At 45.2% G+C, this 25,467-nt stretch carries 18 protein-coding genes and 2 pseudogenes; 6 read left to right on the top strand and 14 right to left on the bottom strand.

Features of this window, described 5'->3' with window-relative positions:
- Window positions 1-21: 21 nt before the first annotated feature.
- Window positions 22-1,437 carry a MocR-like pyridoxine biosynthesis transcription factor PdxR gene (gene pdxR / locus DWZ44_RS12075; RefSeq protein ID WP_117804961.1) on the bottom strand — a complete coding sequence of 472 codons (1,416 nt, stop codon included), beginning with the start codon at window positions 1,435-1,437 and terminating at the stop codon, window positions 22-24.
- 157 nt (window positions 1,438-1,594) lie between these two features.
- On the opposite strand from pdxR, the gene pdxS reads away from it, so the two are divergent.
- Window positions 1,595-2,476 (top strand): pyridoxal 5'-phosphate synthase lyase subunit PdxS, encoded by an 882-nt coding sequence (gene pdxS, locus DWZ44_RS12070; protein WP_117804960.1) that lies wholly within the window; start codon window positions 1,595-1,597, stop codon window positions 2,474-2,476.
- A complete protein-coding gene (gene pdxT / locus DWZ44_RS12065; RefSeq protein WP_117804959.1) occupies window positions 2,476-3,057 on the top strand; it encodes a pyridoxal 5'-phosphate synthase glutaminase subunit PdxT in 582 nt (193 codons plus the stop codon). The genes pdxS and pdxT overlap by 1 nt, the downstream gene beginning before the upstream one ends.
- A gap of 113 nt (window positions 3,058-3,170) precedes the next feature.
- On the opposite strand, the gene DWZ44_RS12060 is transcribed toward pdxT, so the two are convergent.
- The 8 genes from DWZ44_RS12060 to DWZ44_RS12025 form a co-directional block, all read right to left on the bottom strand.
- The gene (locus DWZ44_RS12060) at window positions 3,171-4,859 is read right to left on the bottom strand and encodes a heparinase II/III domain-containing protein (protein WP_117804958.1); all 1,689 of its coding nucleotides are present in this window, start codon (window positions 4,857-4,859) and stop codon (window positions 3,171-3,173) included.
- A gap of 121 nt (window positions 4,860-4,980) precedes the next feature.
- Window positions 4,981-6,768: a family 43 glycosylhydrolase gene (locus DWZ44_RS18725; RefSeq protein WP_117508909.1), complete on the bottom strand. Its 1,788-nt coding sequence runs from the start codon at window positions 6,766-6,768 to the stop codon at window positions 4,981-4,983.
- A gap of 12 nt (window positions 6,769-6,780) precedes the next feature.
- Window positions 6,781-7,713: an AraC family transcriptional regulator gene (locus DWZ44_RS12050; protein WP_158554945.1), complete on the bottom strand. Its 933-nt coding sequence runs from the start codon at window positions 7,711-7,713 to the stop codon at window positions 6,781-6,783.
- Window positions 7,706-9,451: a glycoside hydrolase family 35 protein gene (locus tag DWZ44_RS12045; protein ID WP_117804957.1), complete on the bottom strand. Its 1,746-nt coding sequence runs from the start codon at window positions 9,449-9,451 to the stop codon at window positions 7,706-7,708. The genes DWZ44_RS12050 and DWZ44_RS12045 overlap by 8 nt, the downstream gene beginning before the upstream one ends.
- Window positions 9,452-9,675: 224 nt before the next feature.
- Window positions 9,676-11,307: an extracellular solute-binding protein gene (locus tag DWZ44_RS12040; RefSeq protein ID WP_117508906.1), complete on the bottom strand. Its 1,632-nt coding sequence runs from the start codon at window positions 11,305-11,307 to the stop codon at window positions 9,676-9,678.
- Window positions 11,308-11,396: 89 nt separating this feature from the next.
- Complete coding sequence (locus DWZ44_RS12035; protein ID WP_117508905.1) at window positions 11,397-12,299, bottom strand: carbohydrate ABC transporter permease; 903 nt, start codon at window positions 12,297-12,299, stop codon at window positions 11,397-11,399.
- A 12-nt stretch (window positions 12,300-12,311) separates the two neighbouring features.
- Entirely contained in the window at window positions 12,312-13,283 is a 972-nt protein-coding gene (locus DWZ44_RS12030; RefSeq protein WP_117508904.1) for an ABC transporter permease, read from the bottom strand.
- Window positions 13,284-13,867: 584 nt separating this feature from the next.
- Window positions 13,868-14,893 carry a LacI family DNA-binding transcriptional regulator gene (locus DWZ44_RS12025; protein WP_117508903.1) on the bottom strand — a complete coding sequence of 342 codons (1,026 nt, stop codon included), beginning with the start codon at window positions 14,891-14,893 and terminating at the stop codon, window positions 13,868-13,870.
- 223 nt (window positions 14,894-15,116) lie between these two features.
- Between DWZ44_RS12025 and DWZ44_RS12020 the strand changes: the two genes are divergently transcribed.
- On the top strand, window positions 15,117-17,522 hold the full coding sequence (locus tag DWZ44_RS12020; protein WP_117804956.1) for a glycoside hydrolase family 2 TIM barrel-domain containing protein: 2,406 nt from the start codon (window positions 15,117-15,119) through the stop codon (window positions 17,520-17,522).
- Window positions 17,523-17,542: 20 nt separating this feature from the next.
- On the top strand, window positions 17,543-18,940 hold the full coding sequence (locus DWZ44_RS12015; protein WP_117508901.1) for an MATE family efflux transporter: 1,398 nt from the start codon (window positions 17,543-17,545) through the stop codon (window positions 18,938-18,940).
- Between the two features lie 87 nt (window positions 18,941-19,027).
- Here the strand turns inward: DWZ44_RS12015 and DWZ44_RS12010 are convergent, their stop codons facing one another.
- Window positions 19,028-20,152 (bottom strand): DUF362 domain-containing protein, encoded by a 1,125-nt coding sequence (locus DWZ44_RS12010; protein ID WP_117804955.1) that lies wholly within the window; start codon window positions 20,150-20,152, stop codon window positions 19,028-19,030.
- A gap of 314 nt (window positions 20,153-20,466) precedes the next feature.
- Here DWZ44_RS12010 and DWZ44_RS12005 point away from each other — a divergent pair, with 314 nt between their 5' ends.
- On the top strand, window positions 20,467-21,147 hold the full coding sequence (locus tag DWZ44_RS12005) for an HAD family hydrolase (RefSeq protein WP_117804954.1): 681 nt from the start codon (window positions 20,467-20,469) through the stop codon (window positions 21,145-21,147).
- A gap of 103 nt (window positions 21,148-21,250) precedes the next feature.
- On the opposite strand, the gene DWZ44_RS12000 is transcribed toward DWZ44_RS12005, so the two are convergent.
- From DWZ44_RS12000 to DWZ44_RS19340, 4 genes and pseudogenes are all read right to left on the bottom strand, one after another.
- Window positions 21,251-23,137 carry a phage tail tip lysozyme gene (locus DWZ44_RS12000; RefSeq protein WP_117804953.1) on the bottom strand — a complete coding sequence of 629 codons (1,887 nt, stop codon included), beginning with the start codon at window positions 23,135-23,137 and terminating at the stop codon, window positions 21,251-21,253.
- Window positions 23,138-23,417: 280 nt separating this feature from the next.
- Window positions 23,418-24,656 (bottom strand): MYG1 family protein, encoded by a 1,239-nt coding sequence (locus tag DWZ44_RS11995; protein ID WP_117804952.1) that lies wholly within the window; start codon window positions 24,654-24,656, stop codon window positions 23,418-23,420.
- 229 nt (window positions 24,657-24,885) lie between these two features.
- Complete coding sequence (locus DWZ44_RS11990) at window positions 24,886-25,098, bottom strand: ferrous iron transport protein A (RefSeq protein ID WP_022461118.1); 213 nt, start codon at window positions 25,096-25,098, stop codon at window positions 24,886-24,888.
- A 79-nt stretch (window positions 25,099-25,177) separates the two neighbouring features.
- Window positions 25,178-25,297, bottom strand: a pseudogene (locus tag DWZ44_RS19340) (DUF6783 domain-containing protein); the annotation flags it as partial.
- On the opposite strand from DWZ44_RS19340, the pseudogene DWZ44_RS19335 reads away from it, so the two are divergent.
- Window positions 25,247-25,375 (top strand): annotated as a pseudogene (locus DWZ44_RS19335) (DUF6783 domain-containing protein). The pseudogenes DWZ44_RS19340 and DWZ44_RS19335 overlap by 51 nt on opposite strands.
- The last annotated feature ends 92 nt before the right edge of the window (window positions 25,376-25,467 follow it).

The raw sequence follows: 25,467 nt of genomic DNA, 5'->3' as shown, positions 1-25,467 counted from the left end.
CGATTCTTTTCGTTTCGCAGATCATCTGCCAGGTATCTGCAGAATATGAAGCAGCACTCCCGCTGCCCGCTCCATTGCTGCCGGATCAATGGAGGAATAATTCATGACATACGTATTTTCCTGCTTTGCCGCCTCCGCTGTGTCTGCGTAATAGCCGGAGAGCGGCTTTAATTTTACGCCGCGGGATTTCGCCTGCGTGACGATCTCCTCTTCTTTTTGATCGGTGCAAAGATGCATCAGGAAATGGACGCCTGCTTCTTCCTCTTCGATGGTTACGTAATCACCGAGCGGCTTCTTTTCAAGCGCCTGCAAAATCAGATCTCGTTTGTTCTGATAATAGTTCCGCAGCCGGTTGATATGTTTTTCGAAACTGCCGTTCTCAATAAACTCTGCCAGTGTGTACTGCTCAAAGTTAGAAACGGTGCAAGAATAAAACGACAGCTCACGGTAAAATCTCTCCGCCAGTGTCTGCGGCAGCACCATATAGCTGATCCGTACCGTGGAGGCAAGTGTTTTCGTAAACGTATTCATATAGATGACCTTGTCCGATACATCGATGCTCTGCAGCGTTGGAAACGGCTTTCCGCCGAGACGCAGCTCACTGTCATAATCGTCCTCAATGATATAGTGATGATCTGATTTTGCCGCCCAGCCGAGCAGTTCATAACGGCGGCTGACCGGCATGACTGTCCCGGTTGGAAAGTGATGGGACGGGGATGTATGAATAATATCAACCGATCTTTTTTCCAGTTCCTGCACCGAAACACCGTCCTGGTCGAGCGGCACTGGCTCGTACCGCACCTTCATACTCTCATAAATCCGCGCAATTTTGTGATACCCGGGATCCTCTACTCCATAAACAAGATCGTTCCCGAGAAGCTGAATCAGAAGGTTATGCAGATACTCCGTTCCTGCGCCGACAATAATCTGCTCCGGCAGCACCTGCATTCCACGAAACTCGCGCAGATATTTTGCAATCGCACTGCGCAGCTTTAAAATCCCGGCGCACGGGGAATTGATCATCAGCTGGATCCGGTTATCATTCAGAACAGCACGCACCGTCCGCGTCCAGATTGTGAAGGGAAAAATCTCGCTGTCCGTCTGGTTGCTGGAAAAATCCGCAAAATAGGAAGTCTCCCCGTTTGCCACCTGCAGGATCTCTTTTGGCACCGCATCCCGCATGGAATCCTCAATTTCCAGATCAGCCGCATAAAAGCCGCGCTTTGGCATGGAGTACAGATAGCCTTCCGCAACAAGCTGCGCATAGGCATTCTCGACGGTAATGACGCTGATACCCAGATTTTTTGCAAACGTTCGTTTCGACGGCAGCTTCTCTCCCGGACGGATGTTTCCCAGTAATATGTCGTTTTTGATACATTTATATAAATATTCATACAGGGAATCTGACCCTATATTGGAAAAATTATACGTCAGCATCCGACCGCTCTCCTCTCATCTGACCTTACTGAATATATTTGTTTTGGCGATTTTTTTATAGTCACTTTACCAGTATACTGTGAGGCAGAACAAAAGTAAAGCCAAAACAGAAACAAAATTTATCACCTGATATTTCTCAGGCAGGGAGGAGATTATTATGACAGCAGCAAATGAGAGATACAAACTGAACAAAGAACTGGCACAGATGTTAAAAGGTGGTGTGATCATGGATGTTACCACACCGGAACAGGCCCACATCGCAGAGGAAGCTGGTGCCTGTGCCGTTATGGCACTGGAGCGGATTCCTGCAGACATCCGTGCAGCCGGCGGCGTTTCCCGTATGAGCGATCCGAAGATGATCCGCGGCATTCAGGAAGCCGTTTCCATTCCGGTTATGGCAAAATGCCGCATCGGCCACTTTGTAGAGGCACAGGTTCTTGAAGCCATCGAAATCGACTACATCGACGAGAGTGAGGTTCTCTCCCCGGCGGATGATGCCTACCATATCAACAAACGAAATTTCAAAGTACCGTTTGTCTGCGGTGCAAAGGATCTCGGCGAGGCACTCCGCCGGATCAACGAGGGAGCGTCTATGATCCGTACCAAAGGTGAGCCGGGAACCGGCGATATCGTACAAGCGGTCCGCCATATGAGAAAAATGAACAGCGAAATTCAGAAACTGACCTCAATGCGTGAGGATGAGCTGTTTGAGGCAGCCAAGGTCCTGCAGGTTCCATACGATCTTGTTCAGTATGTTCATGATAACGGCCGTCTCCCGGTTGTCAACTTTGCAGCCGGCGGTGTGGCAACTCCTGCCGATGCAGCACTGATGATGCAGCTTGGAGCAGAAGGCGTCTTCGTCGGATCCGGTATCTTCAAATCCGGCAACCCGGCAAAACGTGCCGCTTCCATCGTAAAAGCTGTTACCAACTACACCGATGCCAAACGGATCGCAGAACTCTCCGCTGATCTCGGCGAGGCTATGGTCGGCATCAACGAGCAGGAAATCGCCTTACTGATGGCAGAAAGAGGAAAATAATGAAAATTGGAGTGCTTGCATTGCAGGGCGCATTTGCAGAACATGAAAAAGTATTAGAACAGCTTGGCGCCGAATGCATCGAACTGCGGCAGGCCCGCGATCTTGCCGAGCCTTACGATGCACTTGTACTGCCGGGCGGCGAGAGTACCGTTCAGGGAAAGCTTTTAAAAGAGCTTAGCATGTTCGATACGATCAAAAGCCAGATTCAAAATGGCATGCCGGTCCTCGCAACCTGTGCCGGTGCAATTCTTCTGGCAGAAACGATCGACGGACAGATGAAGGGACAGCCAGAGCAGTATTTCGGCACGATTCCCATGTGCATCAAGCGGAACGCCTACGGCCGACAGTTAGGCAGCTTCCACACAGAAGCATCGGTTGTGGGCATCGGAACAGTGCCGATGACGTTTATCCGTGCGCCGTATATTGCATCTGTGGGGAACGGCGTGGAAGTGCTCGCGGTTGTGGAAGAGCGGATTGTCGGTGTAAAATATAAAAACCAGATGGCCTTCTCCTTCCATCCAGAACTCGACCCGGATATGAGGATTCATAAGACATTTCTTTCGATGATCAGCAACGTATAAAGCAAAAGACTGTGCAAATCATAAATTCATTTGCACAGTCTTTTGCTCTGTTTTCGTACCGCAATGCAGCCTCACTGAATATCTTCCTTCTAACAACGTCAGGAGCTTTTGTATTATTCCGGGCAAAGTACAAATCGGCTTCGCCAGATATTTTCTTTTCCGTCAGCTTCCCATTGAATCAGAAACACAGTTTCCATTTTTCCTTGATGATCTCTATGAATGCATGGAATAATTTGAATCTTTTCCGGAGAAACACCATCTATTTTCAGAGTTCCCCTGTCACCGATTCGAATCCGGTCTTTTTCCCGACTTACGTTCTGCCGTGTGACAAGATTTTCCGTGAAGCCATTATCCAAAGGAGCGGTCTTCAGGCAATCTTTGATCTGAAGTTCACCGGTTTCCCTGCAAAAAACAGCAGTCCGTATCAGTTTTTTCCTGCTTTCTTTCTCATATGCCCCAGCAAAGGAAATCGAAATTTCTCCTGTCTCGGAGTAATTCACTGCATCGGCACGATATGTTTCCCCTTTGCACTGTTCCTTTCCATCCAAAATCGGAACGCTATGGCCACGTGAACTACAGCAGAGTACGGAATATCGTTCGGGGCCAAAATATGCTTTCGTGTATTCTCCGGCTCCAAGATCACTGATAATTTCTTCTTCCCCGATAAAATACAGAAAGCTGCCGACATCGTTATGATTGTGCGGCTCCCCGTTGTTTCCACCTTTGATTGCGAATGCGGTCTGATGCTTTCCAGTTGCAATTGCCCATTCGGCATCCGCCAGATAAGTAAACGTGCCGGAACATACCCGTTCCTCTGCAGCATTCTCGGAACCGTCCGACCTGCTTTTTAACACATTCAGATATTGCTTCGTCCAGATCCAGTCCCTATATGCGGCATTCCAGCGATAACACGGATCTTCCCCAAAATGCATTGCCCGTACCAGCGGCGGGATTTTAACATTTGGATCCAGCATTGCAAAATGGCAGGTAAGTCCCATCCGGTAACGGCTTTTGCTGTCTCCGTCAGAAAAGCTTAACGTATTTCCGCCCGGGAAATAGCATTTCTGCTGAAATTCCATGATTTTCCGCTGCTTTTTTCCATCCAGCAAGTCAGTTTTCCCGCCCGTTTTTTCTTTCAGAAGTTCCGCGAACATGGAAAAATAACTCATTCCATATTCCCAATAGCCAAGACCTTCCATGCAGGCGCCGTCCTCGCCGAAGCTCGCAAGAAAGCAGGAAAGATCCCGGGTCACGCGCGTCAAGATCTGTTCACAGTTTTGATTGATACTCTCGATGCTTTCCGCATTCGGAAAAAGAACAGGAAAAAGCTCAGATGCATAGCAGGCGGCTGCTCCTACGGATCCACAGCAAACAGCATTCCAGTTACTTTTACTCGTTTCCCACCAGAATGCACCGTTTTCCTGTATAAGAAACGGCTGCAACACTCTCCTGCTGCTTTCCTTCCAGATCCGACACAGTAACTCCGGCCGCAGATCGTTTCGAAGTAGAAACGCAATTTCCAGAAGTGACTGTGCAGTCTCGCACGCAAAAAGATCCAATGTAATCTTCCACTTTTCATCCTTTTTCCGGTTCACATGTGCCGGCAGCGCCCAGCAAGTTTCCGCACAAATCTGCTCCAGAACCCATTCCAGGCCGGAAAGATCCATAGAAATGTCCCTCTCTTTTGCAAACAATGCATTGAACGCAAAAGCAACGAGGTATTTCCGGCGTCCAAAGTAAGCTTCTTCATACCGCAGCCGGTTCCCCGTCTTTTCAAACAGAGAAAAAAGCTCCTCTGTCAAAACAGGGAAATCCAAAAGAGAAAGCGTTTCGGCTTCTCTTGAAAGCTCTGTTTCATATTAGAAAAAATACTGCTGCAATTCTTGTTCTGTTCTTCCGTTCATATATTTTTTCTCCGTAAACCTAGACAATCACTTCCATCATTTTTCCGGCTTCGTCAAACTCCAGCGGGGCCACGCAGGTTTCCCGGTGGAATCCCTTTCCCTCCGGATACTGCGCAAGCGGTGTGCCAAAACGATGGTAAGCAATCCAGTATGCATCTTTTCCAGGCACCTTACAGATGCTGTGATGACCCGTTCCAAGAACACCTTTTTGCACATCTTTCTGAAGAATCGTCTTTTCAAACCGAACCGGTCCGTACAGGGAATCGGACGTTCCATAGTTTACATGATAATTTTCACTTCCTGTATCATCACAGGACCAGGTAAAATGGTAAATTTCATCCCGCTTCAGAACCGTAACCGCCTCACGGAAATCGTACAGTCCTTCCAGATTTTTCATCGTCTCCGGAACAATATGCATCATATCCGGTGTCAGTTTTGCAATGGCCGCATAACCATTTCCAAACAGGAGATATGTTTCGCCGTTTTCCTGATAGATCGACGGATCAATCGTCTGACTCATCTGGATCTGATACGTTTCCATCATTTCCATGGTGATCATGGGTTCTGCTGCAGGCACAAACGGTCCCTCCGGATAATCAGATACTGCTGCTCCAATGCAGGATTTGCCATCAACACGCTTTCCACAGAAATAGTAGTAATACTTTCCATCTTTTTCTGCAATGCACGGCGCCCAGGCACTTCCTACCGCCCACGGAACATCTCCATCTGCCATGTCGAAAATATCAGCAGCCTTCTGAAATTTTCTCAGATCCTTCGATGCAAAAACAGAAAATTTCGTACCGGACCAGTCGGTAAAGCCATCCGTTGTCGGATACAGGTAATACGTTCCGTCAAAACAGGCAAGATCCGGATCTGCAAAGAGCCCTTCTACGACCGGCTTTTTGTGATCAAAAAATCGTTCCAGCAAGGCAAGCTCCTCGTCAGTAACTGCAAGAACGCCACCGTGGCGTTTTTTTGTTTTTCCAAGAGCATATTCCTTTTCCTTTAAAATACGGAATTTTCCCGAAGAAAGATCATCCGTTAAAAGAGGAAGATATCCTTTTCCCTCCGCAAACTGATCCGCAATCAGACACCATGTCTTCTGATCCGGTAGCAGATAACATTCCGGTCCTTCTACGCCAAACAGCGAAGAAAGTGTTTCTGATGGGATCTCCTGAAAATTGCCCGTCAGGGAGTCACAGGACTCCAACAGCAGACATTTATTCGTCTCATCCTTGGAAATCCGATAGTATACACCTTCTGATTCTACCATCGTTGTATCAATCACATGTTCTTTCCGCTCCATGTAAATAAATGGCTCGGAAAAACTTTGAAAATCAGATGTCCAGGATGCATAGATCCGCTGTTTGGCTTCCGTATCACCGGAAAGTTTTACCATAGATGCCCAGAAAACCAGAAACTGCTCTCTTTTTGAGTCATAGATTCCTTCCGGTGCCCAGACGCATCCGGCTCCCGGAACACCTATGGTACTGGCACGCTCCGCACTCCAGTGAACCAGATCCTTCGATTCCCAGACAATCAGATCACGGCTTCCGCGATATTGTGCCGTATCCCAGCCTTCTCCTGCTTCGATCCGTAAATCGGTTGCTATCAGATAAAATTTCTTCTGCTTTGGATCACGCAGCAGAAACGGATCGCGAACACCTTGCATTCCAAGATGAGAATATAAGACTGGCTGTCCGTCATTCAGATCCTCCCAGTGAAGTCCATCCCTGCTGATGGAAAAATAAATCTGTTCTCCATCCTTTTGTTCTCCGGTAAAATGTACAAATAAATAGCCTGCCATATTTTGTTCTCCTTATCTGCTTTTCATATAGTTCATAGGTGTCATTCCAGTCATTTTTTTAAAGACTTTACTGAAATAACTTTCATCGGAAAATCCGACTTTTTCGCTGACCTGCGAAATTTTAAGCGAAGTTGTACCAAGAAGCTCCTTGGCATGGGAAATTCTGACTTCCGTCAGGTACTGAAAAATCGTTTTTCCTGTTGTCTGACGAAAAATCCGATTTAGATAATCAAAGTTTCCACCAAGCTGCTCTTCAATCAATACTCCGGAAATTGGCTCGCGATAGCAGTTATTCAGATAATCCAAAAGATCATATATTTTCCGGTAGCTTCCGACCACTCCGGTTTTTTCCTGGGCAAGCGATGTTACAAACTGTCTGGAAACCAAAATCATCATCTCCAAAATCTGACAGGCACACAAATTGTAATAACCTTCCATACGATTTTTCTGACAGGTAATTCCATCATTGATTTTCTGCAGAATTTCAGAATAAGAAGAAGTGTCGGAAAGATGCATATATTTGGGCAACGCAAGAAGCGAAAGACTGACGCGTTCCTGTCCGGAAAGGGTACAGGAATCACTTTGCATGGACTGCGTTCTCTTTCTTAAAATTATCTCAGTTGTCTGCTCATTTGTCATCTTGTTTTTTTTTATGGATTTCTGATGGAAATGAATATAATGGTATTCACAATGTGTTGCTCTTTCCCCCACATGTATTTTATCCGGATCCAGAATTAAAAAATCCCCCGGTGTTAAATGATACCGTACACCATCCTCCAAAAGAAACATCTCACCCTGACGCACCAGATAAATAATGTATTCCAACGGCATTCTTCTTTTATGAATATACGGCGGTTCAATCACCGCCGTATCTGCCAGGCTAATTTCCGGTAGTTGACTGCTGTCATACTGATAATAAATGTTTTCCTTCATTCTTTTAGCCAAGATCCGGTTCATCGCAGAGTGTAATGATTCCCGGCACTTTTCCTTCTGTTTCAAAAATCAGAATCGTATTCGTTCCTTTTTTTAAAATCGGACCCGGAATATATAATCGTTTCTGTGGCCCAATTTCCCAGAATCTTCCAATATTAAATCCATTTACAAGAATGCAACCTTTTCCCCATCCGGTAAAATCAAGGAAGGTATCTCCCGTCTCATCTGCTTCGAAGCTAAATTCATAAAATCCCGGTGTACCAGGAACGGATGGAATTGTAAAATCAAGATGTTCCAGATGTTCCATCGGAAGCGTATATTCTTTCCAATAATAGTGATTATGACCATTAACCTGTACGCTTCCATCAATCCCTTTTCTCTGTCTTTCGAGATTCGGACCGAAATTTACTCTTCCCATATTTTCCATCAAAATAGAAAGTTTCTGTCCTTCCGGTTTATTCTCCTCCCATTTTATTTCATCAAGAAGTTCTCTGTCATACAGTGTAACAGTTGGGATTTCATCCACAAAAATGTTAGCTCTGTCGTTAGCTCCCCACAGCCGCAGTGTTTCCAATGGCCCTTCATCTTTCAACTGGCTTTCGTATAAAATATATCCGTATCCCTGATCCAGTTTTTCCATTGACACCGGGTATACACTCTCCATCGCTTTACTAATCCGGTCTTTGTTTCCGAATAAAGATGTGCTTCTTTTGACACGAAGTTTTCCATATGATTTTCTGCGAATTTCTGTACTAAGTTTTACTTCCGGAATTTCGGTATATTTCCGGATTACATTCTGGAATGCCGTATACTTCGCCGTAATCTGACCGTCTTCCGTCAGCAGTGCATCATAATCATAAGAAGTAACATCCGGTGTCAGCTCATCATAGTAATTGGATCCATTCGTAAAACCAAAATTGGTTCCACCTTCAAACATGTAGATATTCACATGGCCCTCGGAAAGAATTTCGTCCAGATCTTTTGCATGTTCTTCTAAATCACCGGTCTGATGCGTTTCTACACCCCAGTTATCAAACCATCCAACCCAGAATTCCATACACATCAGCGGTTTATCGCCGATTTTCTTTTTCATGACGGCAAACTGCTCTTTTCCTTTGGAACCAAAATTTCCGGTCTGTAAAACACCTTCCACTTTTCCGCAGTCAAAAGCATCTCCCCAAGGACCATCCGATGTAACCATCGGCACTTCACAGCCGCAGTCAATCATCAGCTGTTTCATGTAATCCAGATACGATTTGTCATCTCCGAAATATCCATATTCATTTTCCACCTGCATCAGAATAACAGAACCGCCCCGTGTAATCTGAAGCGGTGCGATCACTTCAAATAATTTTTCATAATATTCTTTCACATGTTGTAGAAATGGCGGATAGAAACAGCGAAGGCGCATGCCGTCTTCCTTCAGCAGCCAGTATGGCAATCCGCCAAACTCCCATTCTGCACAAATATAGGGAGATGGCCGGAGAATCACCATCAAACCAAGCTCCTGGGCCAGTTTTACAAATCTGGTAATATCCAGAATTCCGGAAAAATCAAACTTTCCTTTCTCTTTTTCGTGAAGATTCCATGGAATATACGTTTCCACCGTATTGCAGCCCAGAGCTTTTAATTTTTCCAGTCGGTCGCGCCAGTATTCCGGCACAGTACGAAAATAATGCATACCTCCGGAAATGATTTTTACTTTCTTTCCGTCCAGATAAAAATCTTCTTTTACTTCAAACGTCTTCATAGTTCCTCCTGTTTCTGAAATTTCCATCTTTTTTATGTTAAAAATAATATGTCTGCCAAATTTCCCGTGACCGGAACGGAAACATTTGACTCGCAAAAGGGAGACACCAGAGGCATCATGTCTTTTCCGGTATCTCCCTTATCTTGCTTATCATGAAATCACAGAATTATCTGCCAGGTTTTGTCGCTAACCTTTCTTGTTCTACGGTCAAGTGAACACCTTTTTTATTCACCTCTTGTGAAATCCGGTGTTCCATTTTCCTCTACAAAAGCATCTAAATCTTTCTGAATTGCTGCCTTTACATCGTCATAACCGGCCGCTTTCAGTTCTTCTCTCATCTGATCGACAGTTGCCTTCGGATCATCTACCTGACCATATGCCAGCTGCGGGATATATTTTGCGAGAACATTAGCCAGTGCTGCCTGCTTTGCCTCAATTGCAGTTGTATCAACAATCAGGTTTTCAAATGGATAATCATAACCGATTTTATCCAGCGAACTGATCAGATCATCGGTTCCATCCCACCAGCTTTCATCCTGCAGTTCCAGATCATCATTACGTCCCATCCAGAAATTGGAATCCAGGGCATCTGTACTGGAATCAAATCCATCTGGTCTGCCCAGCTTGCCATCTTCTGTTACAATATAATCCTCACCTTCAATACCATAGTTTAACAGACGATAGCACTCTTCATCATTTCTTAACAGATCATATACCATCAGGGCGCGTTCCGGATGTGTGGAGTTTGCACTGATAGCACATGCACCATGCTCTTTCAGCGGATGCTGTACGTTCTGATTTTCTTCGCCCCAGTAATAGAACTGCGGATCGGAACCCGGCTGTTTCTTCTCCATATTCGGAACAATCGTAGAATAATAGGTCTGGGCATGATGCTGATCCGCACCGGTTGTTCCGGCATAAAACTCTTCTCTGGTGTCTCCGTCAAAGTTCAGGACATCTTTTCTCCATACACCCATGTCATTCCATTCTTTCATCAGCTCTGCCGCATCATAAAGGCTGTCATCCTCTACATACGGAGACATAACGGTTGTCGGATCGTCCTGCATAACACCCCAGAAGTCTGTGTAAATACCAACACTGGCGCAATTGAATGCCGTATATTCCTTTTTCGAAGTAATATAGCCGCCAAGAATACCTCCCGTCTGGTTTTTGCCAGCGATATCCCACGGAATAACATCTTCCTTATTATCTTTAATATACTGGAAATACGTCGTCAGATCTTCAAATTTTGTAATTTTTCCATTTTCCAGACCTGCTTCTTTTGCCCAGTCTCCACGATAGAACATACCATGGTTCGTATACTGTGTATAGTGATCTTCCGGTATGAAATAAATTTCATCGTTATATTTGCAGATATCCCAGTCTCCGTCTGCGGATACCTGTTCCCAGGTCTTTGGCGCATATGTTTTCAGCATATCCTCGGAAAGTGGAAGAAATGCGCCCTTCTTTGTATTTTCCCATCCGTACAGCCAGTCCGTTGCCGTACAAATCAAATCCAGACTGCTGTCTCCACTCAACAGCTTCAGATTATACTGTGTCTGCCAGTCTGTCCATTCTATGTACGTAAACTCGAGTTCTGCATTTACTTTTTCCGTCAAAATCGGATTCAGTTTGTCCAGCATGGCTTCCAGTCTGCCATTGGTCGGTTTGTTTCCCAGCACCAGCATGTTAATTACTTCATGCTTGGAAGTATCAATACTTCCATCTTCCTTTACGCTTGTGTTGCCGGATCCGCTGCTTTCGGACCCACTGCTTCCGCATCCTGCCATACTTGCAATCATCAGGGAAGCCATTACCAGTGCTACTGCCTTTTTACCTGTTACGCGTTTTCTCATAGCGTCCTCCTTCTTTTCCTGCTTTTTCGGAATTTTATGTGAATCCCCATCAAAACACAGGGGAATCTCACATCATACTTTTTCCATGGTCAGCCTTTGACCGCGCCTACTGTAATACCAGAGATAAAGTATTTCTGTACAAACGGATACAGAAAGATGATCGGTCCGGTTGCAACAACTGCTGTTGCCATTTTCAATGTGTTAGATGGAAGGTCTGCCACACTGACATTTGCACCTGCTACAGAGTTTTTCAGTGCATTTGCTGTATTGATGATCTGATATAAGTAGTACTGTAATGGTTTATAGGTTACAGAACTGTTCAGATACAGAGAAGAAAGATACCATTCATTCCAGTATCCCAGTGCCAGAAAAAGTCCTACCGTTGCAAGTGCCGGCTTTAACATCGGGAAAATCAGTGATACGAAAATTTTAAAGTCTCCCGCTCCGTCAATTTTTCCGGATTCTGTAATTTCATATGGTACCGATTTTGCAAAATTCTTCATCAGAATGATCAGCCACGGAGACATTAACAGCTGTAAAAATACTGCCATATAACTTCCGTTTAATTTCAGGTACCTGGAAACCCAGATATAGGTTGGTGCCATACCGGCGGAAAACAGTGTTGTAAAGTAAATAAAAAATGACAATGCATTTCGAAACGGAAAGTCCTTTCTTTGTAATGCATAACCGGTCATCGCAATGATAAACAGACCAACAACTGTTCCGCATACCGTCAGTGCAATGGTAACTCCGTATGAGCCAAGAATCATTTTAGGTGAACGAAATACCAGTTCATATGCACTCAGAGTAAACCCTTTGGGTAAAAGCCCAAATCCCTCTTTCGCTACAATACTCTCGGTACTGAAAGATGCAGAAATAACCAGGATAAATGGAAGTAAGCAGATGAGCGCCCAAATACTCACAAATACGTAGGAGATAATTCGTAAAGCTCGCGTCCCTGGATCCAGTTTGATTTTATTACGATTTTTCATTTTCTTCTCCTCCTAAAACAGTGCATAGTCCGGATCAAGTCGTTTTACCACCCAGTTGCTGAACATAACCAGAACAAATCCAAAAATAGACTGATACAAACCTACGGCAGAAGATGTTGCAAAGTTATTCTGTGTCGTCATTGTACGGTATACAAAGGTTTCAATGATATCAGTTGTCGGGAACAACTGTGAATTCGCACCACCTGTCAGGTTCCAGAACAAACCAAAGTTTCCTTTCATGATTCCGCCAAGCGCAAACAGAAGCAGAATGATAAAGGTTCCTTTCAGGGAAGGAAGAATGATGTAACGAATTCTCTGCCAGCTGGTAGCGCCATCTACCTCTGCTGCTTCTACCATACTGGAATCAATACCGCAGATTGCCGCGAAATAAACAACAGAACCATAACCTGTTTGCTGCCACATGTTACAGAAAATAATGATGAAGGGCCATAAACCAGCTTTGCTGTAAATCTGTATTGGGTCAGCACCCGTTTCACGAAGAAGTGCATTTAATGCACCCGTGTCATAATTCAGAATATTAAATGCGATCGCCCCAATCAGTACAGCAGAAATAAAATACGGAAGGAACATGATTGTCTGTGATACCTTTTTAAAAAATTTACTTCTGATTTCATTCAGCATAAGAGCAATTACGATCTGAAAAACATTTCCAAGAAGAATAAAAACCAGATTGTATAAAATTGTATTTTTCGTTAAAGTCCACAATTCACCGGAAGAAATCAAAAATTCAAAGTTTGATAATCCTACAAAAGGGCTTCCAAAAATACCATCCCGAAAATTGTAACTCGTGAATGCAATCCATACGCCCGGCAATGGGCAATAGTTAAACACGATAAAAAAGATGACTGCTGGCAAACACATCAGAAGAAGTGTTTTGTTGTTGCGAAAAGTCTTCCATGCTCGATTCTTTTTACTGGGGACAGCCGGAAGAGCTGCTGTCGTTTGGTTCCTTTTTCCTTTCACGTTGCGTTCCTCCTATTTTGCAGTTTGTGAAAATTTGTCTGCACATAATTTGCAGCCTTTATATGAAACCGTTTTCACGTTTTTCCAAAAATAAAAGTGATCATGATGAATGTATCTTTGCTTTTACTGCTTTTCCTGTATATTATAACGATGATTCCATCTAAAAAGCACTTAACTTATACATCTTTCCAAATCACATATCTTTTTAATTGGCACTTTCGTGAAACCCTTTTCATATTTCGTACTATACTCCTTCCGCTTTGATTTGTCAACTTGTTTTTTGTATAATTTGCTTTCTTTTTTTTAAAGCCATCTGAATTAGTTGACAATTTGACAAATCACCCCTTTATTCCTCTATGTATATCCACTTTTTTTCTTTCTGAAAACGCGCTATTTACCGCCATTTTGATCTGTCGGTATCTCTCTTACAAAAGCCAAAATCTGTTCCAGGATCAATATCACCATGTCTGCAAACATTCCAAAATTAGTGCAAAAAAATTCTTCTCTCTGATGGTCTTTTAAAATCAAAGAGAAGAATTATCTGGCTATATGAAATTACATGCTTCTGAATCGATAATGTGATATTATTGCAATATCGTGGATTCGCGTACGATTAAACGCGACACACATTGCTGAATTTTCGGAATCTCTTCTCCTGAAAGAAGTTTTACCGCAGACGCAGCCAGCATTTTTCCAAAAGAAGCATAATCATAGCAAACGCTGGTAAGCTTCGGGTTAACAATATCTGACAGAAAGGTTCCGTCAAAGCTGACAAGCGATATATCCTGCGGAACAGACAAATGATGTTCCTCAATACACCGAAGAATTCCGATTGCGCTGAAATCATTGATTGCAATTACGGCAGTCGGCATCGTACGATTTTCCTGAAAGAGTTTTTCCATACACTGGTACCCCCCTTCGATGTTGTAATCCGAATCCGTTACATAGCGTTCTCTGTATGTGATTCCATTTTTACGAAGCAGCATACGATACCGCATTCGTTTATCATATGTTGACCGGATGTGATTTTTCCCGCCGATCAGTGCAATATGCCGATGGCCAAGCGAAAAAAGATGCTCCATGGCAAGGTCTACACTCGCCATTTCATCAATGCATACCTGATAACAAAGAGATCCTTCTATTTTTCCAGTTGTAATAATCGGTGTAGTGTCTGTGATTCGATCAAGCAAATCCACATATTCCAAATCTGTAACGAGCTGGTCTGATTTTCCTCCCATTAAAATAATTGCATCCACACGCAGGTCAAACATCTTCTGCAAATACTGTTCTTCCATTTCATAACTGCTCTGAGATGAAAATATCATGGGAACATATCCACTTGCACCAATTTCCTTTACGCATTCGTCCACAAGCTGTGCATAAAAGGGATTCATCATATCCGCTGCAAGAATGCCAATGATTTTTGTTCTTGCATTTGTCAGCCCCTGTGCTAGCGCATTGGGGCGATAATCATATTTTTGTATGATTTCCTCCACTTTTTTTCTTTTTTCCTCGCTTACCCGGGCATTTTTCGTCATGACCCGAGACACCGTCGCCGGCGAAACGCCTGCTTCTTTTGCAATAGTATAAATGTTTTTTTCTTTTTTCATAAATCGCCCTCTTGAAACTCTTACTCTATTCCAATTTTTTGAAACCCTTTTCATTTCAAATTCAAGGATAGACTTTTTGCACGTAAAAGTCAATCCTAAAGTCGCTATTTTACAAAAAATCCCTCTCTTTTCCATGGATTTTTCAGATGAACTCTTTATAATAAAAACCATAGGAACGTATAAAAATTGAAATATCATGATAAAAACAGGAGGTTATAAATCTATGAATACCCAAACAATTTATCTCCATCATTCCTGGAAATTTCACTATGGCGAAGAGCCGGATGCCTGGAAAAAAGACTATGATGATACTGGCTGGACAGCTGTCGAGCTTCCACATGACTGGTCTGTTGCAATGCCATTTTCCAGATCCTATTCCAGCGGCACCGGATATGCAGCCGGCGGCATCGGATGGTATCGTGGAACCTTTTCCCTGCCTGAGAAGTATCGTGGAAAACGCATCGTGCTGCTGTTTGACGGTGTCTACAAAGAAAGCCAGGTCTGGTTCAACAGTTATTATCACGGCTTTCATCCCAATGGATACACACCTTTTTTCTATGACATAACATCCCAGGCTGTTTTTGGTACAGATGGTATCAATGAAATCAGCGTCCGTGTAGACCGGACAGAGATTTCAGATTCCCGATGGTTTACCGGTTCCGGAATCACAAGAAAGGTAACGCTCCTTGTTACAGATCTTCTTCACGTTACACCATATGGCACCTGCTTTTCCATAAACAGGGCAGATAAAATCTCAGCGGATCTTTCTATCACAACAGAGATCTGTAATATGGAAGATCAGGAAACCTCTTTTTCACTGGTCCAGTATCTGCGTGATCAAAATGGAAACACGGTGTTTTTCGCCGAGCAGAGAGCCACTCTTCTTCCTGGAGAAACCGCAAAACTAAAGACTGAAGGAACGGTAGCACAGCCAACACTGTGGTCTCCGAAACATCCATCTTTATATACACTCGAAACATGGCTCCACAAAGCCAAGGATGACTCCGCCTTTCTTGCAGACAAGTTCCGTGTAGGTATCCGCACCTTCCGTTTTGATGCCGATTATGGATTCTTTCTGAATGAAATCCCCATGAAAATTAAGGGGGTCTGCGTTCACCACGATGCCGGTGCACTCGGTGCCGCCGTTACAAAAGAAATCTGGATACGCCGCCTTGAAAAGCTCAAAGAAATGGGCTGCAATGCCATCCGTATGAGCCATAATCCGCATATGCCGGAACTGTACGATCTATGTGATGAAATGGGCTTTCTTGTTATGGATGAAGCATTTGATGAGTGGGAAGGGCCAAAAAACAAATGGTCTACCGGTCATAATGTTTATCCTCCAAAGCATCAGGGATATTACAAGTACTTTCCTCAGTACCAGAAAGAAGATCTGTCTGCTATGGTATTGCGCGACCGAAATCATCCAAGTGTAATTCTCTGGAGCATTGGAAATGAAATTGATTATCCAAATGATCCTTACTGCCATCCTCTGTTTCAGACCATGACCGGAAACAATGATGCAAACAAGCCTGCCGCAGAGCGCGTATACAATCCGGATCGGCCGAATGCAGAGCGATTAAAAGCACTGGCTTCCATGCTTGCTTACGAAGTACGCGCAGTGGATCCTACGCGCCCGGTTACACTGGCTGCCGCTTTTCCGGAGCTCTCTGCAAAGATCGGTTTTCTGGATGCCCTCGATGTTGCCGGATACAATTATAAAGAACATTTATACGAGGAAAGCCACTGTGATTTTCCTTCGCTCCCATTTTTAGGCAGCGAAAACGGACATGATCTTGCTGCCTGGCATGCGGTAACCGAAAACGAATATATCAGCGGACAGTTTCTCTGGACAGGCATTGATTATATGGGAGAGGCACACGGATGGCCGCTTCGAGCTTCTGAAGCCGGGCTTCTTACGATGGCTGGCTTTGAAAAATCCGGGTTTTACCGGCGGATGAGCTTCTGGTCATCCAAACCGATGTGCCATCTTTCCACACAGCGGGCAGACTCCATGAGAGAAAGCTGGCAGCCATTATTCGAAAGCTGGAATTACTGTGATGGAGAAGATATCGAAGTCCGCTGCTACACAAACCTTTCCGAAGCGGAATTATTCTTAAACGGAATCAGTCTCGGCAAAAAGGAGGCTTCCTATACTGAAGATTCGATTCGCTGGATCGTTCCCTTTCAGCCGGGCACGCTGATGGTTCTTGCTTCTGGAAAGCTTGCGGCACAAAAGGGCGGGGCTTCCTGTACTTTTGAAGCAAAGGATGAGCTGAAAACGACTTCTATGCCTTGTGCCCTGCAGATCCGACCCTGGAAGCCGTCCAAAGAAAATTCCGCTGTTTTACCGGAAAATCCGCTTCTGCAGTTCGAAGTTTATGCCGCCGACAGAGATGGTGCTTTCTGCTTCGGAGATTCCTCCATGGTTCAGGTAACGACAGACGGAGGCGTCCTTCTTGGAATTGAAAACGGAAATGCTGCAGACTGCACCGAGTATGCTTCTTCCTGCCGCCGGTTGTACCATGGACGACTGATTTTCTATGTCCGCCGCTCTTTTGCAGATCACCCGGTTACCGTGCAGGTTTCTTCAGAACTGCTAAAATCCAATTCTGTTACTATTTTCTGAAAGGAGTAACGACAGACTTTATGTGGAAATCCTTTTACAATCCAGATCTGGGCAAAGTAGAAACGCCACAGGGAACGATGACTCTCCCAAAGATTTTTCTTCCCCTGTTTCTGGAAATGTTTTTGATGAATCTGATGAGCACCGTCAATACTTTTACTTTGTCCTTTTATTCCGATGAAGCAGTTGCTGCCGTTGGTTCCGCCGGACAGTTTATGGGCATGATTCTGAATTTCTATTCCGTAATCAGTACCGGTGCGTCCATCGTAATCAGCCAGAATCTTGGTGCCAAAAAGGAAAAAAATGCATCCGATGCTGCTTTCTGTGCGCTGTTTGCAGGTGCCGGGTTAAGCGTTCTCCTTGGTGCTACACTTTCGTTCTTTTCCATGCCCCTGATGCGGCAGATGAATTTATCCGGCCAGGTATTAACATATGCCTCTTCTTACCTGAGAATCTGCATTCGTGTTTCCTTTTTTGCCGCGTTCGTGTCCATCTGCAGTGCCATATTTAAAAGCTATGGAAAGCCCAAAATATCGGTATTTGTTACCCTTGGAATGAATGCGCTGAATGCCCTTTTAAATTATCTGATCGTCTTTCAGCCGGTCGAACTGCCGCTTCACGGCGTAGAAGGGATTGCCTGTGCCTATGCCTTCAGTGAGGGCTGTGCCGCTTTTACCATGCTTCTGCTGCTCCTGGTTCTTCCGCTTGGCCTTGACTTCCGTCATAAGTCCATACGCAGCAGTTTCCGGATTTTACCAAAAGTGCTTCAAATCGGAATTCCAGGCGGTATCAGTACGCTTTCCTATTCTGTATCCCAGGTAGTGACAACCTCCATTATTGCACTTGTCGGTGTGCAGGCTGTTTCCGCCAAAATTTATGTTTCCACACTTGTTTTTTACGTGTATGTCCTAGGCCTCTCCCTTGGTCTTTCGACCTCGTTGCTGATCAGCTGGCTTACCGGCGCCGGAAAATACGAACAGGCTTATCAGCTGAATTTGCAGAATTTAAAAATCACAATTTTGCTGAATGCCTGCCTATCCACGCTCCTTGCCTGCTTTGGTTCCGTGCTGCTGCGGATCTTTACAGACGATCCTGCGATCCTTTCGATCGGACATACCATTTTGTTTTTTGATATTTTCGTGGAAATTTTTCGAGGCTTTAATCACATTGAGGAAAATTCCTTGCGCGGAGCAGGCGATGTGGTTTTCCCTATGGGTGTTTCCATTCTCTCCTGCTGGCTGATGAGTGTATTCTTCTCCTATCTGCTTGGTGTAAAAATGGGATTCGGATTATTCGGATGCTGGATCGCTTTTGGCATGGATGAGGCGTTCCGTGGTGTAAATTATCTGATCCGGTGGCGATCACGCAAATGGATGAAAAAAACCGTTGTTATTTCTGAAGAAAATACAATCTGGCCTTAAAAGGCTCCAGCTTCTCGTTGATTTTTCATTCGAGAAGCTGGAGCTTTCCGCTGTTGTTCATCTGCCCTAAAGCATTTTTTTGTATTATTATTTGATACGTTTCAGTTCATACTGTCTCGTACCAAGACCAATTTTCTCTGCCTGGTCAAGGGTTGCCTGCCATTCAATATTCGGATTGGAATCCTTGAAATGATCGTGGTGGCAATGCCATCCCGGCTCTGCAAGATGCTCGCCAAGCTGACTGTTTTCGATCGGAGTTGCCTTCAGGCAGGCATCGGCACACGCCTGGTCAATGGCAACCGGGTCGAAGCTTGCAAACATTCCGATATCCGGCAGGATCGGAGCATCGTTCTCCCCATGGCAGTCACAGTTCGGGCTGATATCCTGTACCAGAGAGATATGGAAACACGGACGTCCATGACAGACAGCCTGTGCATACTCAGCCATTTTCCGGTCGAGAAGCTCGTTTGCACTGCTGTTTGGATTATAAACCGCATCAAAACTGCAGGCACCGATGCAGCGGCCGCATCCTTTGCATTTGTCATAGTCAATGACTGCTTTTTTATCCACATAGGAAATTGCATCGCTTCCGCATTCTTTTGCACAGCGGTGGCAGCCACGACAGACATCCGTATTGATCGCCGGTTTTCCACTGGCATGCTGCTGCATCTTTCCGGCGCGGCTTCCGCATCCCATACCGATATTTTTCAGTGCACCGCCAAAGCCCGTTGCTTCATGGCCTTTGAAATGGCTCAGACTGATAAAAATATCTGCGTCCATGATCGCATGGCCAATCAATGCTGTTTTGCAGTATTCTCCGTTGACAACCGGAACCTCAATTTCATCGGTTCCTCGCAGTCCATCTCCGATGATAATCTGGCATCCTGTGGTAATGGTATTGAATCCGTTCAGATTTGCGCAGTCAAGGTGCTCCAGGGCATTTTTTCTGCTGCCCGGATATAACGTATTGCAGTCTGTCAGGAACGGAAGACCTCCCTGCTCTTTACAGAGATCTGCAACCACTTTCGCATAATTCGGACGAAGAAACGCCATGTTTCCCAGTTCGCCAAAATGCATTTTGATTGCAACAAATTTACCTTCCATATCAATGTCTTTGACGCCAGCAGCGATACAGAGTTTTTTCAGCTTGTCAAGCTGACTCGTTCCCACAGGACATCGAAAGTCGGTAAAATAAACCGTTGACTTTTCCATTCTGTTATTCCTCCTAATTTGTCCTTTTTTATCAGAATAGCACTTTAAGCTTACTTGAAGTCAAGTGTGATTGTAATATGCATGGATCCAGTCATGCCCGAATGTTACAGTTTACTGCTACCCAGCAATCTGTAATATTTGCAGTCCTCATAGAAAGTTTTGCTTCGTAAAAGGAAGATTTGTAGTATTCTGTAAAGTTCATGCACTTGTCTTTTTTCAGGATTTTTCGTATACTGAAGGTAGTTTTAAAAAAATCAGAGTACAGAGTAAACGAAAACCGTCTGTTTTCTTTTACTCCCTGGGAGGTCGCATTTATGATAAAGGCAGTATTATTCGATATGGATGGTATCCTGTTTGACACCGAGATTGTAATGAAAGAGGGCTGGCAAAAAGCTGCCCGGGAGCTGAATTTTACGCTCACGGAGGAACATCTCTCACAGATGCGCGGCAGCGCGCTTCCACGGAGCAGAAAGCTGTTTGAGGAGTGGTTTCACGGAAAGGTGACATACGATGAGGGACGCGCGATCCGCTCGGCGTATCTGAATGATTATATTCAGCGAAATGGTGTACCGGAAAAGCCGGGACTTCACGAGTTTCTTTCCTGGCTGAAGGAACATTCGATTAAAGTTGCGGTTGCCACTTCCACAACACGGCGCGTTGCGGAAGGATACTGGAAACAGTCTGGCATTGACCAGTATATCGATGCTTCAGTCTGCGGGGATGAGGTAATCAACAGCAAGCCGGATCCGGAAATTTTCTTAAAAGCAGCGTCTCTTCTGAAAGTTCCGATTGCTGCATGCATAGTAGCCGAAGACAGCATCAATGGTCTGAAGGCCGCGCGTGCAGCTGGTGCCATCTCCTGCATGATCCCGGATCTGACACCGTATACAAAAGAGCTTTTTCCATTTTGTGATTATGTGAGTCCTTCTCTTTTGGACTGTAAAGAAATTCTGCTGCAGACTCCGGAAGCGGACAAACTGAAAAGCTGGAAGTAAAAAATCATACATAAATTCAATTATTTTACTGTAAGAAAGTCCTCCACACAGAATCTTTCTGCTGCGGAGGACTTTCCTTAACACGTCTTCATCATCTGTTCGTTTATTCTACATCTACCGGCGAATCATACGATTCCATAACATTGTAGATCTGTTCTGCTGCTGTTGTACGCAGTTTCTGCTGTGTGCTCTGGTTTGCGCATTTTTCGTATTCACGCATGAAGGCAGTTGCTGCGGTGTCAACATCTTCGGCATTTTTCAATCTGTCCAGCAGATTCGGATTGTAGTCGGAAAGGTAGGCCATCAGACTGTCGAGCTGGCCGGACAGACTTCCAAGGCTCTTTCCAAGATCAATGGTATATCGGCACAGATACTCTTTGATCGTTGGATCTGTAAAACCACAGAGACCATATCCATATCTTCCGCCACTGTAAAGGCCAAAACGGGAACTTCGGATCACTTCGTCACGGGAAATGATTCCGGCATCAACAAGGTTCGTGTACTGCTCTCCGCTCAGGCTTGTGCGGCTGGTAGAGCCATACTCAAGCAGTGTCGGATTGAGGTCTGTGGATGCCTCGTTTGCAATATTTCCCATAATACCGGCGGCTCCTTCTTTTGTAAATCCGTGCATCAAGAAGTAATTCCAGATCTTTTCTGCGTTCGTTTCTCCGATTTCATCGTCGGCTGCAAAACGACGGATCGTCAGAATCGTGTCACAGTCCACCGGGCGGTCGCAGGTGATACCGGCGTTTTCATTCAGCGCTTCTACGATTTTTCCTTCTCCGTCATACAGCGCCACATGGCCATTATAGCAAATAACATCGCCTGCGCGTGCCTCATCCAGGCTTGCAACCTCCGTTCCAAGGCTGCGCCATCCGCCGGAGGTCGTATATTCACCATCGTACGCACCGCAACGGGTCAGAATCTGCCATACAAAATGAGAGCAGTCAATACCGTCCGTCAGGGAGTTTCCACCCCAGACGTATGGTCTGCCAACGAACTGTTTTGCAAATGTGATAATACCGTTTCCGGTTGAGGTTTTTACTTCATAAACCGTTTCTTTTTTATAGGGAAAGGCTTCATTTTCAGACGGATCAATCACCTGATCCGCCAGTTTCATCTGATCCTCTCCGGTGCCGGTTACATATTCCAGCGCCTCTTTTCCCTGCTGCAGATAATCCGTACGGACAAAACCGCGGACATCGCCCGATTCAATATAAACCCACTCCTGATCCGCATCGGCGATCACAAAGCAGAGTGCCTTTGCCGGAAGTGTTCCCACGATCCGTGCGCTGGTGGAACCGCTTTCGCGGACGTTTAATCTGGTATCGACCTTTGCGTAGGCGTACGCTTTGTCGACCTGTGCGAAACCTGCGCGGAGATCTTTTTTCATGGAGCTGATATATTTTCCGTAATCAATCGTCTGAATCCAGTCATCCGCCTGTGTCTCATCATTTTTCGGTGTTTCTGTCGGTGCTGGTGCAGGTGTCTCGGTTGGCACCGGTGTTTCTGTTGGTTCCGGGGTTTCGGACGGAGCTGGAGTCGGCGTTTCACTTGGGGATGGCGTTACCGACGGTTCTGGAGTTTCGCCTGGAGTTGGTTCCGGGGTTTCACTTGGAGATGGCTCCGGCATCTCGCCTGGATTCGGGTCTTCCGGTGTCTCCGTTGGAGTCGGATCCTCTGTCGGTTCTGGCGTTTCCGGTACTTCTGGCTCCTCTGTGGAAGCGGCATTTTCATCCTGAGATGGTACGGACGGTTCTTCTGCTGGTGTCTCGGTTTTCTGTGTTTCTACAGCCGGAACAACGGCTTCTTCTGTGTTTCCGTTTTCCGTTTCACTTTGCGTGGCCAGTGCATCCGCCTGATCTTTCTGCGTTTCCTGCACCGTTTTCGCTGTCTCCTCTGCATGCGCCGGTGCAGCCGAACCGAGAAGCATTCCGGCTGCCACGCCGAACGCTGTTACCGTTGTGCCAAATTTTTTCTTTGAAATCATATATGTTTTGCTCTCCTCTCTGCTGTTTGTCGATTTCTGCCTGCCATTTTCTGCTTTTGAGGCCGTTCGGATGAAATCACAAAAACGTATCGTTCCTGTAAAGTCTGGCCTCTTTTTTTGAAGATAAACCAAAAATGATATCATTCGTTTTCATTGTGCAAAAAATTTCACGTATTTTCTATATTGTATCACAGACAACAGCAGATGCAAAGAAACAAATCACATATTGAGGAATTTTTCTGTTTAACGCGTGAAATTGAGAGAGATTCTCTGTAAATTCTCAGGAACCGGACGGAATGCGGACCAGCAGCCGTTTTCCATTCTGCTCTGATACCGTCAGAACCGGAATATGTTTCTTGCGGAGCTGGTGCATGACCGGATAGGCCGCAAAGAGATCACCGCTGACACAGACAGCCTCCGGCTTTTCTTTTAACAAGTCCGACAGGTATTCCCGCAGGCGTATCTTCCATTCTGCTTTTTCAAGTGATGACACGGCATAACTGCCACAGATGTTCAGTTCCGGGGCCTCCGGCAGCGGTTTATGAAGAATAACTGCATGCTCCATGCCCGGCATCTGCCGCAAAAGCGCGTCATCCGCATCGATCGCATCGGTACCGATGTGGATCAGAACCGGTGCTTTTGGCATTCCCGCAAGGCTGATGCGACAGGCAGCGACGGCATCGTCAAGCGTTTCTGCGGTGAGAAGAAATCCTCCTTTGTGGCAGAAAGACACATCGGAAAGCCCCGTCGCTTCCTGCAGTGCTTCTTTTTCCAGGCCAAGCCATGTTTCCGGAAAATCATACTTGTAATTGAATGAATTTTCTTTTCGAACCGGCTGCACGCAGCAACCGCCGCGGTTCGATGGGAATATCAGAAATGCAATTTCAGTCGCGGAAAGCTGTTTCTGACATGGAAAAAATTCCGACAGAATCAGAATCTTTTCATCCATTGTTCCTGCCTTTTTCTCCGCTGCGATCCGCTTCCTGTGTTCGGCAAGAAGAGCTGCAAACTGCTGCTCCGCCCGCTCATCCGCACGAAAACGCTCCCATTTATGTTCCAAAATCCGTCCGGCCACTGCCACCGCTTCCAGGAAAGCTGCATCGCTTCCGCTGTTATCATCCCATACCGGATTGAACATGCCGATCATACTGGCGAGTTCATTCTTTTCTCCTGTATTATCATTGAGATCGAGCGGCTGTACAAACTTCTCGTCAAACCGCGCGGCCATCTCCGGACTTAAAATTTCTGTGCCAAGTGCCTCCCATAAAAGGCCAAACGCCGCGTACGGAACCTGGTTTTCCCGGATCCGGCTGTCTTTCTGGTGATGGTCGTATTCTCCTCTTCCAATATCAAAAACAATCCCGTCAAAATCCTCCGGCACACGATTTCCGCGCTGGATGGTAAGCTGCGGATTAAAATGCAGAAGCAGTGCCGCAGAGAACACATCATCCGCATGAAATTTTCCGCCGTGCGTAAAAGCAGCGGCATGTTCTTTTTGTATCTGTTCTAATAATGTCATAAAATTCCAACTTCCTTTTTCTTAAGATCTGCTCTATTTTACTCTATCTGGCGGCTGTTTCGCAACGGTTCTATGTAAAGAAAAACTTGAAAACTTCCTGGCACATCTTTATTAAAAATCATTTCCGTAGTCTGCACACTTATCTACGAAAATTCTTTTGTGGGTATTTGGAAAATCAAAATGAGCGGCTCCTCTTCCAAGGTTCCGCTCATTTTGATTTTTCTTCCTTTCATACCTGAATCCGGTCTGCAGCTGCATCACACATTGCAATCCGTTTTCCATCCATGCCAAGGATCAATCCACCGTTTATTCTCTGGATGACCTGTACGGTGCTGCCTTCTTTGATTTTACGGCTTCGGAGGAAATCCAGAACATCAGGGATTCCAAACATCCATTTGATGGTACAGATATCACCGGTTTTTTTCTTTGAAAGTGCCTGCATGGTATCCCTCCTTTTTACTTTTTCTATATTGTATTCCCTGAGGAAATATTTAGTCAATAAGAACAATTGGGATACGCTTCTAACTAAAGTTTGTGTGCAAAGCGCTAGAGTGTGTTTGAAAAAGGCTTTTCGTAGTCTGCATGTTCCAATTTGTGGGAGATTTTGTCTGAATGAAGGAGGCGTAGCGGGCTACGGCGACTGAATGAGGGCAAAATATACCGCAAAGCGGGGCGTGCAGGCTGCGGAAATGGTTTTTCAAACACACTCTAGTTTGTGAACCTCACATGACTAAAGTCACGTGCTTCAGACCGCTTTAGGCGGCAGACAAAATATCGGCGGATACGCCTGTTTCTTAGATCTTGCGCGGAT

This window comes from Blautia sp. AF32-4BH, assembly GCF_003460565.1.
Classification (GTDB): Bacteria; Bacillota; Clostridia; order Lachnospirales; family Lachnospiraceae; genus Fusicatenibacter; species Fusicatenibacter saccharivorans.
Note: the sequence above shows the minus strand (reverse complement) of the source record. Positions and strands in the feature narration are given on the sequence as shown.